Origin of the sequence: Bradyrhizobium sp. SMVTL-02 (assembly GCF_051853005.1) — a bacterium.
Classification (GTDB): Bacteria; Pseudomonadota; Alphaproteobacteria; order Rhizobiales; family Xanthobacteraceae; genus Bradyrhizobium.
The window spans coordinates 5,651,551-5,666,908 of sequence record NZ_CP182469.1; the positions used below are offsets into that span (position 1 = coordinate 5,651,551).

21 protein-coding genes and 2 pseudogenes are annotated in these 15,358 nt (G+C 60.4%); 3 read left to right on the plus strand and 20 right to left on the minus strand.

The features are described 5' to 3' along the window. Window positions 1-23 precede the first annotated feature (23 nt). Window positions 24-1,718 (minus strand): dihydroxy-acid dehydratase, encoded by a 1,695-nt coding sequence (ilvD, locus tag ACNJYB_RS26980; RefSeq protein ID WP_439369524.1) that lies wholly within the window; start codon window positions 1,716-1,718, stop codon window positions 24-26. A 77-nt stretch (window positions 1,719-1,795) separates the two neighbouring features. Further along, window positions 1,796-2,779 (minus strand): ABC transporter substrate-binding protein, encoded by a 984-nt coding sequence (locus tag ACNJYB_RS26985; protein WP_439375654.1) that lies wholly within the window; start codon window positions 2,777-2,779, stop codon window positions 1,796-1,798. 178 nt (window positions 2,780-2,957) lie between these two features. Between ACNJYB_RS26985 and ACNJYB_RS26990 the strand changes: the two are divergent. Beyond that, a pseudogene (locus ACNJYB_RS26990) lies at window positions 2,958-3,125 on the plus strand (NAD(P)-binding domain-containing protein); the annotation flags it as partial. Window positions 3,126-3,192: 67 nt separating this feature from the next. On the opposite strand, the gene ACNJYB_RS26995 reads toward ACNJYB_RS26990, so the two are convergent. The 9 genes from ACNJYB_RS26995 to ACNJYB_RS27035 form a co-directional block, all read right to left on the minus strand. Then, on the minus strand, window positions 3,193-3,756 hold the full coding sequence (locus tag ACNJYB_RS26995; RefSeq protein ID WP_439369526.1) for a flavin reductase family protein: 564 nt from the start codon (window positions 3,754-3,756) through the stop codon (window positions 3,193-3,195). A gap of 9 nt (window positions 3,757-3,765) precedes the next feature. Then, window positions 3,766-4,995 (minus strand): acyl-CoA dehydrogenase family protein, encoded by a 1,230-nt coding sequence (locus ACNJYB_RS27000; protein WP_439369528.1) that lies wholly within the window; start codon window positions 4,993-4,995, stop codon window positions 3,766-3,768. Window positions 4,996-5,156: 161 nt separating this feature from the next. Beyond that, complete coding sequence (locus ACNJYB_RS27005; protein ID WP_439369530.1) at window positions 5,157-6,419, minus strand: CaiB/BaiF CoA transferase family protein; 1,263 nt, start codon at window positions 6,417-6,419, stop codon at window positions 5,157-5,159. A gap of 228 nt (window positions 6,420-6,647) precedes the next feature. Further along, the gene (locus ACNJYB_RS27010; RefSeq protein ID WP_439369532.1) at window positions 6,648-7,076 is read right to left on the minus strand and encodes a GNAT family N-acetyltransferase; all 429 of its coding nucleotides are present in this window, start codon (window positions 7,074-7,076) and stop codon (window positions 6,648-6,650) included. Between the two features lie 53 nt (window positions 7,077-7,129). After that, entirely contained in the window at window positions 7,130-7,429 is a 300-nt protein-coding gene (locus ACNJYB_RS27015) for a hypothetical protein (RefSeq protein ID WP_439369533.1), read from the minus strand. Then, complete coding sequence (locus ACNJYB_RS27020) at window positions 7,426-7,809, minus strand: hypothetical protein (protein ID WP_439369534.1); 384 nt, start codon at window positions 7,807-7,809, stop codon at window positions 7,426-7,428. Before ACNJYB_RS27020 ends, ACNJYB_RS27015 begins: the two co-directional genes overlap by 4 nt. Then, the gene (locus ACNJYB_RS27025) at window positions 7,800-8,015 is read right to left on the minus strand and encodes a hypothetical protein (protein ID WP_439369536.1); all 216 of its coding nucleotides are present in this window, start codon (window positions 8,013-8,015) and stop codon (window positions 7,800-7,802) included. The genes ACNJYB_RS27020 and ACNJYB_RS27025 overlap by 10 nt, the downstream gene beginning before the upstream one ends. A 35-nt stretch (window positions 8,016-8,050) precedes the next feature. Further along, a complete protein-coding gene (locus ACNJYB_RS27030) occupies window positions 8,051-8,200 on the minus strand; it encodes a hypothetical protein (RefSeq protein WP_439369538.1) in 150 nt (49 codons plus the stop codon). Between the two features lie 2 nt (window positions 8,201-8,202). Next, on the minus strand, window positions 8,203-8,841 hold the full coding sequence (locus ACNJYB_RS27035) for a hypothetical protein (protein WP_439369540.1): 639 nt from the start codon (window positions 8,839-8,841) through the stop codon (window positions 8,203-8,205). A gap of 145 nt (window positions 8,842-8,986) precedes the next feature. On the opposite strand from ACNJYB_RS27035, the gene ACNJYB_RS27040 reads away from it, so the two are divergent. Next, window positions 8,987-9,652: an FkbM family methyltransferase gene (locus ACNJYB_RS27040; protein WP_439369541.1), complete on the plus strand. Its 666-nt coding sequence runs from the start codon at window positions 8,987-8,989 to the stop codon at window positions 9,650-9,652. Here ACNJYB_RS27040 and ACNJYB_RS27045 read toward each other — a convergent pair. From ACNJYB_RS27045 to ACNJYB_RS27080, 8 genes and pseudogenes are all read right to left on the minus strand, one after another. Further along, window positions 9,649-10,662: a phage tail protein gene (locus tag ACNJYB_RS27045; protein ID WP_439369543.1), complete on the minus strand. Its 1,014-nt coding sequence runs from the start codon at window positions 10,660-10,662 to the stop codon at window positions 9,649-9,651. The two genes, ACNJYB_RS27040 and ACNJYB_RS27045, sit on opposite strands and share 4 nt — an antisense overlap. Window positions 10,663-10,739: 77 nt before the next feature. Further along, complete coding sequence (locus tag ACNJYB_RS27050) at window positions 10,740-10,961, minus strand: hypothetical protein (RefSeq protein ID WP_439369545.1); 222 nt, start codon at window positions 10,959-10,961, stop codon at window positions 10,740-10,742. 128 nt (window positions 10,962-11,089) lie between these two features. Continuing rightward, entirely contained in the window at window positions 11,090-11,410 is a 321-nt protein-coding gene (locus ACNJYB_RS27055) for a hypothetical protein (protein ID WP_439369547.1), read from the minus strand. After that, window positions 11,407-11,673: a hypothetical protein gene (locus ACNJYB_RS27060; RefSeq protein ID WP_439369549.1), complete on the minus strand. Its 267-nt coding sequence runs from the start codon at window positions 11,671-11,673 to the stop codon at window positions 11,407-11,409. The genes ACNJYB_RS27055 and ACNJYB_RS27060 overlap by 4 nt, the downstream gene beginning before the upstream one ends. A gap of 30 nt (window positions 11,674-11,703) precedes the next feature. Continuing rightward, window positions 11,704-12,297, minus strand: a complete 594-nt coding sequence (locus ACNJYB_RS27065; protein ID WP_439369551.1) for a hypothetical protein — start codon at window positions 12,295-12,297, stop codon at window positions 11,704-11,706. A gap of 264 nt (window positions 12,298-12,561) precedes the next feature. After that, complete coding sequence (locus tag ACNJYB_RS27070; protein ID WP_439369552.1) at window positions 12,562-13,020, minus strand: hypothetical protein; 459 nt, start codon at window positions 13,018-13,020, stop codon at window positions 12,562-12,564. Between the two features lie 307 nt (window positions 13,021-13,327). Continuing rightward, window positions 13,328-13,642: pseudogene (locus tag ACNJYB_RS27075) on the minus strand (phage terminase large subunit); the annotation flags it as partial. Continuing rightward, window positions 13,630-13,866 carry a hypothetical protein gene (locus ACNJYB_RS27080; protein ID WP_439369554.1) on the minus strand — a complete coding sequence of 79 codons (237 nt, stop codon included), beginning with the start codon at window positions 13,864-13,866 and terminating at the stop codon, window positions 13,630-13,632. The pseudogene ACNJYB_RS27075 and the gene ACNJYB_RS27080, both read right to left, overlap by 13 nt. Before the next feature lie 316 nt (window positions 13,867-14,182). Here ACNJYB_RS27080 and ACNJYB_RS27085 point away from each other — a divergent pair, with 316 nt between their 5' ends. Then, entirely contained in the window at window positions 14,183-14,740 is a 558-nt protein-coding gene (locus ACNJYB_RS27085; protein WP_439369556.1) for a hypothetical protein, read from the plus strand. Here ACNJYB_RS27085 and ACNJYB_RS27090 read toward each other — a convergent pair. Further along, on the minus strand, window positions 14,734-15,048 hold the full coding sequence (locus tag ACNJYB_RS27090; RefSeq protein ID WP_439375655.1) for a hypothetical protein: 315 nt from the start codon (window positions 15,046-15,048) through the stop codon (window positions 14,734-14,736). The two genes, ACNJYB_RS27085 and ACNJYB_RS27090, sit on opposite strands and share 7 nt — an antisense overlap. Window positions 15,049-15,358 lie beyond the last annotated feature (310 nt).

Sequence of the window (15,358 nt, forward strand, 5' to 3'; positions counted from 1 at the left end):
GCCTTCGGCAACACCGCGGCTTGTCACTCGAACCAGAGCCATTCCGCCGGGCCCTCGTGCGTAACCGCTCCACCCGGCGCTTGGCCAACCAATCGCGCATACTTCGCCAGTGCGCCGGCCCGATGCCGTGGCGGTCGCTGCTTCCAGTCGCGCCGGCGTGCAGCGAGCTCCGGCTCGTCGATCAACACGTCCATGCGCCGGCCAGCCGCGTCGATCCGGATCTTGTCGCCATCTCGCACGAGCGCAAGTGGGCCGCCAACAAATGCTTCGGGGGAGACATAGCCGATGCACATGCCACGGGTGGCACCGGAGAACCGCCCGTCGGTGATCAGCGCCACTTTTTCGCCCATGCCCTGCCCGTAGATCAGAGCGGTGACACCGAGCATCTCGCGCATGCCGGGGCCGCCGACCGGCCCCTCATTGCGGATCACAAGGACGTCGCCGGCCTTGTAGCTGCGGTCCCGCACAGCCGCGACACAGCCTTCCTCGTCTTCGAAAACGCGCGCGATGCCCTCAAAGACCAGGCTCTTGAGACCTGCGACCTTGATAACCGCGCCGTCAGGACAAAGATTGCCCTTCAGCACCGCCACGCCGCCATCCGGCATGATCGGCGCGCGAGCCGAGTAAACGATTTCCCCATCAGGCGTGTTGGCTGTACCGTATTCTTCGGCAAGTGAGCGGCCCGTGATGGTTATGCAGCTGCCATCCATGTGGCCGCTCTGGATCAGCTCGCGGATGACCACGGCCGCGCCGCCGATGTCATAGACGTCCTTCGCAGTGTACTTACCCCCCGGGCGCAGGTTTCCGATCAGTGGCGTCCTGGTGAAGACCTCGCCAACATCATCGATCGTGAACGCGATGCCTGCTTCATTCGCAATCGCGGGCAAATGCAGCGCGGCGTTGGTCGACCCGCCAGTGGCCGCCACGATGGCCGCGCCATTCTCGAGGGATTTCCGCGTCACGATGTCGCGCGGGAGCGGCCCGCCGCGTTCCAGCATCTCCATGATCAGGCGTCCGGCGCGCCGCGAGATCTGCGCGCGCTCGGCGTAGATGCCAGGCACCATCGACACGTTGGGGATGGTAAGGCCCATCGCCTCCGACACCATCCCCATGGTGTTCGCCGTGAATTGGCCCGCGCACGCACCGATGGTCGGCAGGCAAGCACGCTCGATCCGCTCAAGCATGGCACCGTCGATCTCACCCGTCATGAAACTGCCGACGGCCTCGTAGGAGTCGAGGACTGTGAGGGTCCGCCCATCAACGCGCCCCGGTAGCGAGCTGCCGCCATAGATGAAAATGGACGGCACATTGCAACGAACCATGCCCATCATCACGCCGGGAAGCGTCTTGTCGCATCCGCCGTATCCAATCAACGCATCGTAGGCGAGGCCATGTACGACTGCCTCGATCGAGTCGGCAATCAGCTCGCGCGAAAACAGGGAAAACTTCATTCCCTCATGATTCATACTGATGCCGTCGGAGACCGACACGGTCGAGAATTCGCGCGGCGTCCCGCCGGCCTCTTCGATTCCGGTCTTGGCTGCGGCCACCTGGAAATCATGGGTCATGTTGCAGGGCGTCTGCTCGCCCTTCATGCTGACGACGCCGACCATCGGCCTGGCAATCGCGGTGTCGTCGAGGCCCATCGCGCGCATGAAAGCGCGGTGCGGAGCCCGGTCGAGCCCGTCCGTCGTCACCCGTGATCGCAACTTCTTCATGCCTGCATCTTCTTCATGCAATGTCCCGGGCGACCGGGACGTTGCGATCTCACTCGCCGGATAGCTCGTTCGACCACCTATTGCAGTGGGGCAACGATCGTCGGATGTTTGAACTGAGCGACATCGAGCTTCGGCAGCATTCCCGTCTCTGCGTAGATGTCGAGCATCTTCTGAATGGCGGGGAAGTTCGGCGCAGCTCCCGGGTCACGGCCGAAATCGTTCTCCTTGAGCAGGTACGTCTCGAGAATCGGAACGGGGGCCTTCAGTACTTCGGACACGACTTTCAAGGTCTCTTCGCGGTTCGCCAAGGCCTTCTTCATGCCCGACGTGATGTCACGAACATATGCTTTGACCAGTTCCGGGTTCTTGTCGACGAAATCGGCACGGCAGGCTTCCAAAATGTGCACGATGTTCGGCATGGCCTGCGACAGCGAGAACAGTTTCCTTGTCCCGCCCTTCGCTTCGGCGCGCGCGGCAAACGGCTGGTTCATGTTGACTGCGTCGACACGTCCCTGACGCAGCGCATCTTCAGAAACAGCAAAGCCGACCTCGACCAGCTTGATGTCCTTGGCCGGATCGATGCCATTCTGCTTCAGGAGCAGGTTGAACGGCCCCTGCGTGCCGCCGCCGATCACGGAAATGCCGACAGTCTTGCCCTTGAGGTCGGCAATGGTCTTGATCGACGAGTCATCCATCACGGCCCAATAGACCGAAAAGCCGCCGGGCTTCTCGAAGACATGCTGCGCCACGATGTAGGCCTTGAGATTGCCCCCAACCACGCCGTTGGAAAGCGATAGCGGTGCCTGCGTCGCGCAATCCAGAGCGCCCGCCGCCAATGCCTGCGTCATTGGGGCGGTGCCCTGAAACTGGGTCCATTCGATGTTGTAGGTCTTGCCGATATCGGGGAATTCAGCCGGGCGGCGCATCATCCAGTACTTGGACTCCTCGGCGGGGATCGTCCAGCCGACGCGGATCGTCTGCTGCGCCCGTGAGGGAGCCGCGACCGCAATCGCGGCGGCTACCGCCCCAGTTGCCAGCATCAACCTCGAAACCGTCCGCATCGCGCCCACTCCGTTGCTCCGGCGCCGACCGGCGCCACCGAACCCGACCGATCCAAATGTTTCATGGTTCAAACAATCAGGCAAGCCATGCAAGCCGGCCCGGTCTCGTCCAAGAGCGCGCAATGTATGGTATGGGGGCGGTCGTGCACCATTGCGCTGCGACCGGAGGAGGCAACCTATGGCTGAGACGAGCAAGACAAACCCGCAGGGCGGCGAGCGGCTCGGGTATGTCGGCCTCGGGCTGATGGGAACGCCGATGACCCGCCGCCTGCTCAAGGCCGGCTATCAGGTCACCGTTTGGAACCGTTCGGAGAGCAAGATCGCTCCGCTGGTAGAAGCCGGTGCTGACGCGCTGGAAATCTACAAGCTCTCGGCAACAGAACATTGAGCTTCCAAATAGAACCAGAGGTGCCTTACGGGGACTTCTTGCGCTCATCATCGGCCAGGAATCGGCCATATGTCCCCCGTGCAAACAGCAGAGGTTCCTTGGCATTGTAGACATAGGCCTCGACTGCTCCGAGAAAGATCACGTGATCGCCGCCATAATAGCGGTTGACGGAGCGGCATTGAAAACTGGCGACGCTCTCGGCGAGCACTGGAGCGTTGCCGAGGCCTGGCGCCCAATCGACACCGGCGAACTTGTCTTCGGATGATTTCGCAAACGTGTTCGCGAGCGCCTGTTGCGCCGTGCCCAGGACATGGATGACGAAGTGGCTGGCGTTCTGGAACACAGGCAGGCTTGAGGAATAGACCCCGAGGCTCCAGAGGACCAGGGGCGGATTCAAGGAGACCGAAGCAAATGAATTGCACGTGATGCCATACGGCTTTCCATCGGCCGCAGTGGCGGTGATGATCGTTACGCCCGTTCCGTATGTGCCCAGCGCATTTCGAAAATCGCGAGGATCGATGAGCGAGCTGTCGCTCGCGAGTTCGTTGGCTGGATCGGGCACGGCCGGCTGCTTCGGCAGATCATTCATCGGCCGGCCTCACAGCGTGAGATTTTCGGACGGCAGGCCTAGCGCCACGCGTCCATAGTTGGTTCCAGCCGCATCAAAATTGAAGGCGAGATGTGAGTTGATCGCGTGGGCATCGCGGAATTGCCGCTGCAACACCCCCGTCGTGAACAAGCCGCGCGCTCCGCTCGCTGCAAACAGCATCGAGACCGCATCCGTACACAAGTTCACCGAGAAGGCTCCGTCGCGCCGATATCGGGTCTTGGCTGACATATCTGGAATATGGCCACGCCTTGCGTTCTCCATGGCATCGATGCAAGCCGAACGCATGATCAGGCGGGCAGCGTCGATCTTGGCGGAAGCCTCTGCGATCTTGATCTGCGTGCTCTGAAAGTCGCTCAGCTTGGCACGGTTGTAGGTGGAAATGCGATGACGCGCGATCTCGATGTAGTCATTCAGGCACGCCTGGGCATTTCCCAACGCAACACCGGACAAGACGTAAGGGAATAGCGAGAACACAGGTAACGTATACAACGGATTGGAATTAACTTTGCTTCCCGGCGACCGGCCACCAGTTAGCTCGCCAACCGCGACAGTCATATGGTCGGCTACGAAGGCGTCCCGGACCTCCACATCGCAAGAGCCGGTGCCTCGCAGCCCGGCGACATTCCAGGTGTCGAGGACTCTATAATCGCCCTTCGGAAGCAGAAATATCCGGTACTCGATACCATCTGCCTCGTCTTCAGAGGAGACCACGCTTGCAAGCATGTTCCATTCGCACGACGCGACGCCGGACGAAAACGGCCAACTTCCGTGCAACTGGTATCCGCCCTTGACCCTCGTGGCGCGCCCGGCTGGAAAGATGAAGGAGGAGGCAATTAACGTGTCCGGATCACGGCCCCAAACCAGATCTTGCGCCCTCTGCTCGAACATGCCGAGCATCCAGTGATGGCTCGCCAGATTGGCGAGATTCCAGGCCACCGACGCATCCGCCTGTCCAAGCAGATCGGCGCAATCAATCAGGGCGACATAATCGAGCTCGGCGCCGCCAATGCGCCTGGGCTGGAGCATCCGGAACAGACCGGCGTCGTGCAGATCCCGTTCGGTCTCGGGCGGAAGGTACCGGAGCTCTTCGGTTCGGGTAGCTCGCTCTCGCAGTCGTGGCAGGAGCGCCCGAGCGTTCGCGATCATTGCTGCGTAAGCGCGCTCGCCGGATCCCGGCCCGTTAGGCTGACCCACGCTCGGCTCTTGACCAGGCGCCATTCCGCATCCCTCACTTTCGCACATTTATGCGGCGGGAATATCGCCAAATCAAGCCGACCGATCCGAGCCGGCTGGCGGAAAGTAGGCGATATCGCGGCCAGCATCGTGAAGCAACGATCTGGAAGCCCCGCGATGCCTCCGACAAAGTTAAGCGTTCAGTCTCAAACTGAGGGCTTGCCCGATCCAAAAGCTCCCCTTTTGGCAAACTCAGTTATCCGACGCTGGTCATAACCAAGCGTGTCACGCAAGACGTCCGTGGTATGCTCGCCCAACAAAGGTGCGGCCACGGGATCGATCGAGGCGGTTAGACTCATGGTAATCGGCGTCTCGATGTTCGGGACCCAGTCGGCGGTAGGATGCGGGATCCGGCTCAGGCGATGTCGGTCGCGGGCCTCGGGTGCGTTAAAGCCCTCCTCGACGGTGCGGAGATAGCCGACCGGAATATTGGCCCGCTTCATCTTCGCCATCCAGTTCTCGAGGGTATCGCTTGCGAAGACTTCCGCGATGGTTGCCCGCAGCAGCTCCTTGTTCTCCGAACGCGCCTTGCGCGTTGCGAATTGCGGGTCGGTGACGAGATCAGGCCGATCCAGCACCTCGACGACCAGCCGGCGATAGAGCCGGTCGTTGGCGCAGGCCATGTAGAGTGGGCCATCGGAAGCCTCATAGACCCCGACAGTGGGAGATCCGCTCGGCGAATTTCCGAACCGGCCGGGATTTTGACCATTGATCAGATAGGCCATACCGTAGAAACCTGTCATTGCCATTGCTATGTCGAACAGGGCAACCTCGACGTGCTGGCCGCGGCCCAGGCGATCCCGCGCCAGCAGAGCGAGAAGAATTGCGTTACACGCCGACATTCCCGTGGCAATGTCCACGATGGGTGGGCCGGTGCGAACCGGGGGACCGTCGGCAAATCCGTTGAGCGACATGAAGCCGCTTTCCGCCTGGGTGATGGGATCGAAGCCGGGACGCGAGGCGAAAGGCCCGGAGCGCCCATAGGCTGAGATCGAGCAATAGACCAGCCGAGGGTTGAGCGGCGAGACCGCGTCGTAGTCAAGGCCGAATTTCTTCATGACCCCGCTCGAAAAATTCTCGACGACCACGTCGGCCCTGCGGATCAGATCCAGGGCGATCTCGCGGCCCTCGGGCACAGCGAGGTCCAGCGCGATGCCGAGCTTGTTGCGGTTGAGGCTAAGATAAGCAGCGCTCTCGCCGCCGATTTCGGCGTGCTCATATGCGCGTGTATCGTCACCACCGTCCGGATTCTCGATCTTGATGACACGCGCGCCGAAATCAGCCAGCGTCTGCGTGCAGGCGGGGCCGGCAACCACGCGCGTAAAATCGACGACCAGCAGACCATCGAGCGCCGCAGGCCCTTCCGTTGCTCGCGGGGGACGCTCGGGCAATTGGGGCTTGGTAGACATCGATGACGCTCCCTTACATCGGCTTGTGGTCGCCGATTTCCTGCGAGAGCAAACTTAAAGCCCGGCGCAACCAACTTCGCAAGTGCTTCAACCACATACCTGAAAACGCAAAAAGGGCCCGGCAGCCATCAAGCTGCCGGGCCGTTCGACATTGTGCGCGCACGAGGCTGTGCTGCAACTCGCGCTACTGCGCATGAGGGCTACGTTCCGCATCGCGGGAAACCCTGCTCAGCGAAGCAACTTTCGCCAATAAAGCGAATGCGACCAAGCCCAGGGCGCCTCTGGTTCAAACAGCCGATAGCCCGCCTGGATGAAGTTGTTCGCAGAAACGGGATTGTCCGTCGTATCAGAGACGATACTGCCCCATCCGATACGCCGTCCCCTCGCCTCAACCACACGCATCATCCTGCGCTGAAGGCCTCGTCCCCAGTGTCGCTGCAGCACCCCGACTCTGGAGAAGTAGCCGCCATTTCTGACATGCGTCGATGGAAGGACACCGGCGAAGGCGACGGCATCATCACCCTGATAGGCCAACCACCACGCTCCCAACTCAAATTGAGGCATTCCAGCGGCATCGAAGAACGTCAATCGATGCAGATCGGATAATGTATCGACGATGTCGTCGTCGGATGTATCGACAATGCGAATTCTGTACATGAGACGACCTATTCGCCAGGAAACGCGCGGCCGCCGGCGCGCCTACCGAACGTTCATTTGCTCAGCACGACCTTGACTCCGAGCCAGACGGCTCCCATCAGGCCGGTGGCAAGCACTGTGATTACGGCTTTGAAAGTGTAACTCTGTGCCTGCTCCACGCTCTTTCGCCACCTTCGCAGATGCTGAAAGTCAGCCCTCAGTTCCTTCCGATCGTCGTCCTCGATTCCGAAAGAAGCCAGCACCGACGCCACCGCTTTCAATACGATCGCATCGATGTTGTCCTGCTGCAGCCTGTGCTGCTCGATCAACGTCTCCGCAACTATCGCTCTGATTTCGTCGTCTGGCGTCTTCACCGCTTGATGATCCTTGCAACATTTTCGAAACCGCGTTTGGCGAAATAGAAGGCGACGACGAGATTGGCCGTCTTCGCCGCGAATCCCGCCAAAGGATCAGTGGATCCGAGGCCGAAAACCTTGTCGAAGACGAGGAGTTTCGCAAAATAGAGAGCGACGCAGTAGCCCATCAGTTTGTCCGGCTCATACCAGTGCCCGATCTCCGCGATTCTGTATTGCATGACTGCTTTAGTTTCAGCCGTCTGCGCCGAAATCTCACTCGCGGCGAGATCCGCCGCAATCTTTGTGTCGACATTCTCGGCTTTCAGTTTCGCGCTATAGGCTTCGATCAGCGCCTTAACGACGGGGCCGCCAAGAAACGAGATGAGCGTCATCCACATCGATCTTTCCTCCGAAGGGTGCGCAGCCGTGCGATAACCGTCACGACGGAGATCACCAGCAGGATTCGTCCCGTTGTCTTGACGTCACCGATGGCCGCGCTGATCTGATCCTTGACGTCAGGATTGCCCAGCGCGTCGGCGAGGTCGTCGATGGTCGACGCCAGTGCGCCGGCGACTGCGACGCAATAGCTCCAGGCGATGGTCATGGAGTGCAGGCAGATCGCCTTTATTCTTGCGAGCATCACGATTTGCTCCGCGGCGTCGCAAGTCTTGCCTCGAGCGACTTGATCAGGGTGTCGGTGCCAGTCTGGAGCCGAAGGATCGGGTCCTTGCAAAACCAGCTGGTGGCAAAGCCAGCCGCGAAGAGGGTAATGTCGAGCAGTGTCCGCATGTTCACTTCCTTCCAAAGATCGCTCTGACCAGATTGACCACGAACGCGCCGATCGAGCCCTTCGACGGGTTCGTCAGTGAAGGCTTTGTCGGGGTGCCGGACGGCAGGCTCTTCGCGGCCGCTCCCGCGAAGCTGATTTCGGAATCGAGCCCCATCAGAGCGATCATCAGCGCCGCACAACCGAGTTGCGGGTCGACCTTGCCTGGATCGTAGACGCCGTCCCGAACATATTTGCCGGCGCGGTATTGGTTGGTACCGGCCCAAAGGTAGGGCGACGGCACGCCCCGTGCCGCGTAGCCGATGCCGTTGTAGGTCTCGAGCGCGGTCAGCGCTGCGGCGATCGACCAATCCTTGTGGCGCGCAAGGAAGGGCGGGCACTTGACCAGAGCGTCGATCGCGGCCTCCTCCCACGAGGCGAACGGGCCTCGCCCAGCCGGAACATGGACCGAGACGCGGTTCCAGGGGTCACCCTGCGCCAGGGAAGCCTTCCAGTCCTGAGAGGATTCCCGTTCGTGAATGACGGCAATCACCGGCCAAGGGACGCCTGTCTCTTGTTCGACGGCTTGGTATCGGCGCCTGGCCTTGTAAAGGCGCAAAGCGACTTTGGCAGCCTCGGCTTGGCGGGTTGGCTTGGCTTTCAACCAGCGTGTCTCGTTCGCCCGCGTGAGGGCGTTTAGGTCTACCATGGGTTGACTCGAATGGGGGGTTTAGTAGTAGCCTCAAGTCATGCTTGAGGATGTCCATTTTTTGCTCCGGTGCCTGCGCTACAGGTTCAGGACCGAGAGCTTGCAACTCAAAACTCTTCTGCACTTGCAGCTTACCGGCGCCACCGTCTTGGACATTGGCGCCAATAAGGGCATTTACTCGTATTGGTTAGCAAAAGCTGTTGGACCTCACGGGCGGGTTCTCGCAATCGAACCTCAGCCAGAGATGGCCCAGTATATTCGTCAGCGCCGCCTTGGACCGAATGTTGAGATTGTGAATCTTGCTTTGTCCGACACCGACGGCGTATCTCAGCTGTCAAGAAAGCGCCCCGGAGACGGGAGCGCTTCTCTCTCTAGGGACATCGGCAGTTCAATACCCGTTAAACTCGCGAGAGTAGATGATCTCGGACCAATCTCGAACTTGAAATTCATCAAGTGCGACGTAGAAGGGCACGAACTCAACGTTTTTCGTGGCGGAGAGCATCTAATCCGTCGATTCTCTCCGGTTGTCCAGTTTGAGAGCATGCTCGGGGAAATTGCCCCGTTGCTAGAGTTCTTCAGCGATCTCGGCTATTTAGGAATTATGTTTCTTGGGAAAAGGTACGCACGAATAGAAGAACTCTCACAGAGTCCTCATCCCAAATTTGGATTGACCGGCCATCGAGATTTTATCTTTTTTCCAAGAGATGCTGTCGGGTCCATCATCCCGCGAGATCACCAAATGATGCGGTGGCACAGATCGCTCTAAACAATCCGCAACAGCTTATTGGCGATAATCGTCGGTTGCGTATTATTGTGACCGTTGCCACCGCCCGCTGCGACGTTGTTGATAGTGATCCCAGTGGCCGCCGCCCCCGTATTTTGCGAGGAATAGGTAGCAAACGGCGCATTGCCGCCGGACGACGGCTTCTGTTCGCCGAACTCAGCACGTTGATACGAGTGCACGTGTCCAGGATCGGACAACGTATTCAAGTGTGTATGTGAGGCCAATTGTGCAGCGGTCAGGGTATGGCTCTCCGAGCCGCCGGTCGCACCAAGATTGGTTGCTGCACCACCAAAATAAGACGCCGTAAGACGGCTAGCCGAGGAACCGCCCATATCATCCTTGCCAGCAACCACTCGCCCTCGGAGATCCGGGATATTGAACGTGGTAGAGCCGTCTCCAGTCCCGTAGGTCGTTCCGAGCAGCGAAAATAGCGTCGCATAGGTCGTTCGCGAGATAGCCTGCCCGTAGGCCAAGGCAAACGCGCTGCTCGGAGCGGTCGGCCCCCAATAGTCGATGCTGGACCCAAGCGGGATGCTGAACGGATCAGGCATGAAGCCCTGCAGATAGAAGGCGCCGTCAGCATGATTGTAGGTGGCGACATATGGTGTGCCTTGGATCAGCACGCCAGCCTGTAGTTCGACGTTAGGAAATCCTGACAAGCCAATCGGAGCTAGGCGCAATGGCTTTGCTCCAAGACCATCCACATTGAGCGTCACGGTCGCGCCGCAGGTGACATGAGGCGCGAAGGCGATCATCTGTCCATTAAGGTGGGCAAGCGTGTCAAAAACCTGATATGTCGTCACTGTGTAGGCCGTTGACGTGCCGCCGGTCGCGATCACCCCAGAGATATCGTCTCGATACTTGGCTACCGCCGCCATCATCGCGCGCGCCGAGTCGTTGACACTGGAGGGCGACTGGCCCTCCGTCCAGTTGATCGTCGAATCGGCCGTTGCGTCGGCGGAGGCCGTTTGAGACCATTTGTAGAGCGTCATTTCTGAATCCTGAATGTGAAAGAGACAGCGCCATTGGTCGTCGCTGCACGGTTGAAAAAGTCGTCCTAGCCCGATCGTCAGTCCTGCGTCTTGGCATCCTTGACGCACAGTTCGATATACTGCGCGCAGCGGCAGGACGGCGCCCGGGCGGTCAGGAGGTTGCGGATCACGCCTGCGGGGACGCCGGGGCTCTCGCCTGCGATCGCGGCCACACGCGCGTCGATGATGCCGTCAATCTCGCCGCGCAGCTCCTCGATCCTGTCCTCAATCGTCATCAGGCGCTGATGCTTCGTTGCCATTGGTCTTTCCGTCCTTCTTTTGTGCCTTGAGTGCCGCCAACGCCCGGCGGGCGGATGCAGCATCGTTCTGCGCGCGCCGGAGCGCGCGTTCCCGTTGAGCTTCCCGAGAGGCGAGATGAATCTGGATGTCATACGGTAAGGTGGCGAACCGGCGCTTGAACGGGTCCGGCCAGGACCGCGGCGGAGGAATGGCCGCGATCGAGCTCACTTGCCGCCGCGCCACCGAGTGTTGGGTCCGCAAGACCCAGCGCCACATGCATCCGCGATATGTCCTGCACAGCTGGCCACAGCCGATCCATGCCGAGCGACGCACAATCGGTCACAAAACGCGCCACCGACGCAGGCGCCGCTGGACAGGCGCTCAAGCCATTCAGCTCGCACCACTTGGCGAACATCGGTGCATCGCGCAGGCGCGCCTGCGCAAGCGCCGTGAGCAACGGATGAGTCATCGCTTTGCTTTGCGCAGTGCTTCATGCACGTCGCCCATGCGTCGGCGCAGATCGACGAGCCGAACGCGCTTCCGCAGACTATGCGGACTCGAGTCGATCTCGCCAGCCAATTCTGCATCGAACCTCTCGAGTGCCGCCACGCGCTTCTTCAGCCCGTAGAGTGCGAAGTTCTCCGCGATCCGCTTCGGTGACATCGGCTCGCCGTAGAGATTTCCGGTGATGGACTCCGCACGTTCGACAAAGTCTCGTTGATCGTCGGACATGATTCCCTCCTTGTTGACGTGGACGGCCGGTCAGTACGGCGAGAAGAAGATCGGCGGCGAGATCCGACGCTCCGGTCTTTCGGCGTCCGATGATGAACTGGTCTGGGCCTCGGCGCCCGCTCGAACTCCCGTAGCTGCAGACGCGTTCATCTCGTCCATGGGATAGCCGAGCGTCGGATAGGGGTTGAGTTCACGTCGAATCTTGTGATCCGGCCAAGACCAGATGAATTTGCCCCCCTCGTTCGGGCCGGGAAGAATTCCCGTCCCATATCCCTCCGTCACGACATATAGATCGTCGCCTCTCTGTACGATCGAACGGAACACGTTGCCCGGATGGAGAACGTGACCAGGCATCGTCGTGTTCACGATCGTCAATCGGTCGTCATCCACGTGTTGCCGTATCGGGCCCAAACCTCGGACATCGATGACGGCTCCATCAGCGCTGATCTGATCGCCTTGAAAAGGTGTCGCGTGCCTTTTGAGCGATTCAAAAGCGGATTGAGGCGTATTGCCCTGCGTCGTGCTCCCGACCCACTGCTCCCTTTGGTAGTGGTGCGGCCCGCTCGGCACGGTGATCTGGCGACCGCCTGAAAAGGGAATTTTACGTTGGATTGGTGATTGCATCGTGGGATCCACGCGGAATACTCCGATTGGTTGCAACGAAAATTAACGCGCGACTTGAGGCACGCGAGTTTCGATGATCGAGGATTGGACATCGGTAACGTAGGTCGCTCGTGACGACCGAAGGGTAGCAATGGCGCGGATGCGGGGCTCACCCTCCGCTGATCGCAGCGGCGACACGCGGCCGATGAACATCGGACCCGCGCGACTTCCTGTCTCAACGTTGAGAGTCCAACCTCGGAAACTGGAAGATCCGCAAAAAGCCGGCTACGCCGCTGGGGAGGATTCGTCAGCGCGTCTCGCCGGCTTAAGCCGCCTGATCAGGCAGCCGGCGGCAGCAACGGCGAACAGCGCAACGAGATTGGTCGCGGCCAAGACAAGAGCCGCGACAATGGGTCCGTCCGCGGTTCGCGGGATGTCGTTCGGACCAGGCCACATCAAGACCACAAGGACGCCGACAAACAACATGTTGGCGAGCGCCACGCTCGCTATGAACCTCGGTATCGGCGACAATCGGATCCCAAATAGCTCCGGCGTCACGACAAGAGTTGCCCCCGCGAAGAGGCAGACAAAATGCAACAGCGATAGTGAGATGGCCGCCATGACCAGCGAATCGAGGGATATGAGACCATAAGTCACAAGAAGACCCACGGCCGTCACGAGCACGAACTTGATGAGAACATCGAGGACGATGGTCGATAGCCATTGGAACGCCGAAAAATTCAATTCATTCTCCGGGGAAGGCAAACCCGTCTAGGTTGTCGGGCAACAATTGAACGAATGAAGAACATTGTCAACCTGCGCCGACGGGCCATGACCTTTTTCTTCACTCGCCGCGCGCTCTCCTCGCTTGATACAGTGCGACCGCGTCCTTCAGTTCGCCCGTGTTCGAAAGCCGGGCGCTCAATGTTCGCAGATCGTGCTGGTTACGCTCACCTCTGCTCGCCGCCAGGCCCGGCCGCTGCACCGGCGGCATCGACTTTGCCGTGACGGCATCCCTCGCCTTCATCATTAGCCGGTATTTTCCGGCGTCGTCCTGAAGCCCGCGGAAGATGATCAGCCCGTTCCCGGGCGTCTCGATCTTGTCGCTGAACAGCTTGAAGCCGTGGCCGAGACCGAGGCTTGCAATCTTCCCTTCGATCAAACGCTTCGACGATTGCGCCAGCGTGCGTTGCGCCTCGCGGATGCAGACCGCGAGCGTGCCGCGTTCGGCCTGGCAGGTCTCGACCAGAAGCTCGCCGAAAAAATGCGATTTGCCCGAGCCGCGCCCCCCGTAAATCCCCTTGTAGCGCGCGGGTTGCAGCAGCGGCTCGAAGATCTTGGCCGTCGGAATTTTCAGGATGGACAATGGATGCGCTCGCTCGCCCTAAGGCAGGCCGGTGAGCCTGCGCCACAAGGCTTGAGGCGACGACCGGCGGGGTCCTTCAGCTGATAATGAAGATGATGATCGCCGCTTTCGATATACGGCTCGATCACTCCTGTGTTGCCCATCGAGCCGACCAACTGCCCTGCAACGACCGGATCGCCTACGCTGACATATCTGGGGTGCGTGTGCAGAAGCTCGTGCGACATGCCATTGGCATCCCTGATCGCGCTTCTACCCGCCAGCATTTGGCACGATGCCGTTGACTGGAGAGTGCGACGCAGGATGCGTCAGATTGATACCCCGCTGCCCATTCGGGCTGACGTTGTAGTTTCCGTCTATGCCCTGATGTGGTGACGTACCACGGTCCCGTATCGCATCGTATGGGCTGGTTGTATGCGGGTTCGAAGCCTGCAGCTGTTGGCCAAGAAGCCCCGCCGATAGCTGCCGACAAATGCGTGGCGTGCGGCCTACTGCCCTCTGGAGACGCAGCGCGCGCTGGCCGAGGCGACCCCGAGAGCCAAGGTGGAAGCGAGGCGGAAGTCCGAGCAGGATCGAGCCCTCAAGCAGGCCGATCCGCGGGATGGCGTCTACGCGACGGCAGGCGCCGATTTCGATGACCGCTGCGCGAAATTCAACGACACCATCGTTACGTTCGCCGGCAAATCGATCACGACGGCCTCCAACATTTGCAAGATAGAAAATACGCGAGGTCAGCTTCCCGACACCGTCAGGATCGGCGCGGCCTGCAGGATGCAGCCTGCTTCGGGCTCGGAGGCTGCCAGCGTGCAAGACAAGGCCTCTACTCCGGACCACGAGAACCTGATGTTCAAGAAGATCGACGACAAGACCGTCATCCTCTGGATCATCGACAACGGACACTTCACCGGCGATGGCCGAAAGCTGTCTTATTGCAGCGACCAGGTGCAGCGCCTATGCCGGACAGCGCCCGGCGGGCAAGCAGACCAGGAACTAGCCGAAAGCATCAAGACGAAAGACCCGCGCCGGACTGCGTCCGCGCGGGCAACACCAACTTCTGTCGATGATGCCATTCTGCCAGTGTTTTGCCCGACGGATCAATGATCAATCGAGGTGAGCTTGCAGATCGGGATCTCCGCGGTCTCATGAACAGCGTCACCGCTACCCGGCCTTGCCGGGTGCACGATGATGCGTTCGATCCGGTGGATCAATTCGAGCACTCCGTCTTCGCCATTTTCGACCGGCTGGGCGGCCTTGCCCCAGCCGCGATCCAGGATCGCATTGGCAGCCGAGACGCGCGCCGCCGGCGTTGCGTCCTCACTGCGCATGACGCCGACGAGCACCCTGATGGCGGTTCTTGTGTGGCTCCGCGCAAGAGAGCGAATTTCGGTCAGGGTGTGTGCCCTCGACATCTTGCCGCGCGCGGGCAAGCGGACCGGTGCAGGCTCGGGCTCACATTCCATGATCTCCTCGCTCACGACAACGTCTCCCACAGCACGATTGCGACGAGGCCCGCCAGGGCCAGCGATATCAGATAGGCGGTCATCGTCTCTCCCGAAAACAATATGCGCGGCAGATCGCGCAATGAGGCGCGATCGTTTCGGGCGCGAACCCTATCTCCGGTCCCGGAGACCGCAGCGGCGCGGGCAACAAGCCCGGCGCCGCGAGCCGGCACGTTCGCGCGTGCACGGCCAGCAATGGTTCGGACGGCGGCACGCCGAT

Excerpts from the sequence above, each read along its gene's own strand:
- ilvD (WP_439369524.1), bottom strand. The coding sequence starts at position 1,718 with ATGAAGAAGTTGCGATCACGGGTGACGACGGACGGGCTCGACCGGGCT.
- ACNJYB_RS26985 (WP_439375654.1), bottom strand. The coding sequence starts at position 2,779 with ATGCGGACGGTTTCGAGGTTGATGCTGGCAACTGGGGCGGTAGCCGCC.
- ACNJYB_RS26995 (WP_439369526.1), bottom strand. The coding sequence starts at position 3,756 with ATGAATGATCTGCCGAAGCAGCCGGCCGTGCCCGATCCAGCCAACGAA.
- ACNJYB_RS27000 (WP_439369528.1), bottom strand. The coding sequence starts at position 4,995 with ATGGCGCCTGGTCAAGAGCCGAGCGTGGGTCAGCCTAACGGGCCGGGA.
- ACNJYB_RS27005 (WP_439369530.1), bottom strand. The coding sequence starts at position 6,419 with ATGTCTACCAAGCCCCAATTGCCCGAGCGTCCCCCGCGAGCAACGGAA.
- ACNJYB_RS27010 (WP_439369532.1), bottom strand. The coding sequence starts at position 7,076 with ATGTACAGAATTCGCATTGTCGATACATCCGACGACGACATCGTCGAT.
- ACNJYB_RS27020 (WP_439369534.1), bottom strand. The coding sequence starts at position 7,809 with ATGTGGATGACGCTCATCTCGTTTCTTGGCGGCCCCGTCGTTAAGGCG.
- ACNJYB_RS27025 (WP_439369536.1), bottom strand. The coding sequence starts at position 8,015 with ATGACCATCGCCTGGAGCTATTGCGTCGCAGTCGCCGGCGCACTGGCG.
- ACNJYB_RS27030 (WP_439369538.1), bottom strand. The coding sequence starts at position 8,200 with ATGCGGACACTGCTCGACATTACCCTCTTCGCGGCTGGCTTTGCCACC.
- ACNJYB_RS27045 (WP_439369543.1), bottom strand. The coding sequence starts at position 10,662 with ATGACGCTCTACAAATGGTCTCAAACGGCCTCCGCCGACGCAACGGCC.
- ACNJYB_RS27050 (WP_439369545.1), bottom strand. The coding sequence starts at position 10,961 with ATGGCAACGAAGCATCAGCGCCTGATGACGATTGAGGACAGGATCGAG.
- ACNJYB_RS27055 (WP_439369547.1), bottom strand. The coding sequence starts at position 11,410 with ATGACTCATCCGTTGCTCACGGCGCTTGCGCAGGCGCGCCTGCGCGAT.
- ACNJYB_RS27060 (WP_439369549.1), bottom strand. The coding sequence starts at position 11,673 with ATGTCCGACGATCAACGAGACTTTGTCGAACGTGCGGAGTCCATCACC.
- ACNJYB_RS27065 (WP_439369551.1), bottom strand. The coding sequence starts at position 12,297 with ATGCAATCACCAATCCAACGTAAAATTCCCTTTTCAGGCGGTCGCCAG.
- ACNJYB_RS27080 (WP_439369554.1), bottom strand. The coding sequence starts at position 13,866 with ATGTCGCACGAGCTTCTGCACACGCACCCCAGATATGTCAGCGTAGGC.
- ACNJYB_RS27090 (WP_439375655.1), bottom strand. The coding sequence starts at position 15,048 with ATGTCGAGGGCACACACCCTGACCGAAATTCGCTCTCTTGCGCGGAGC.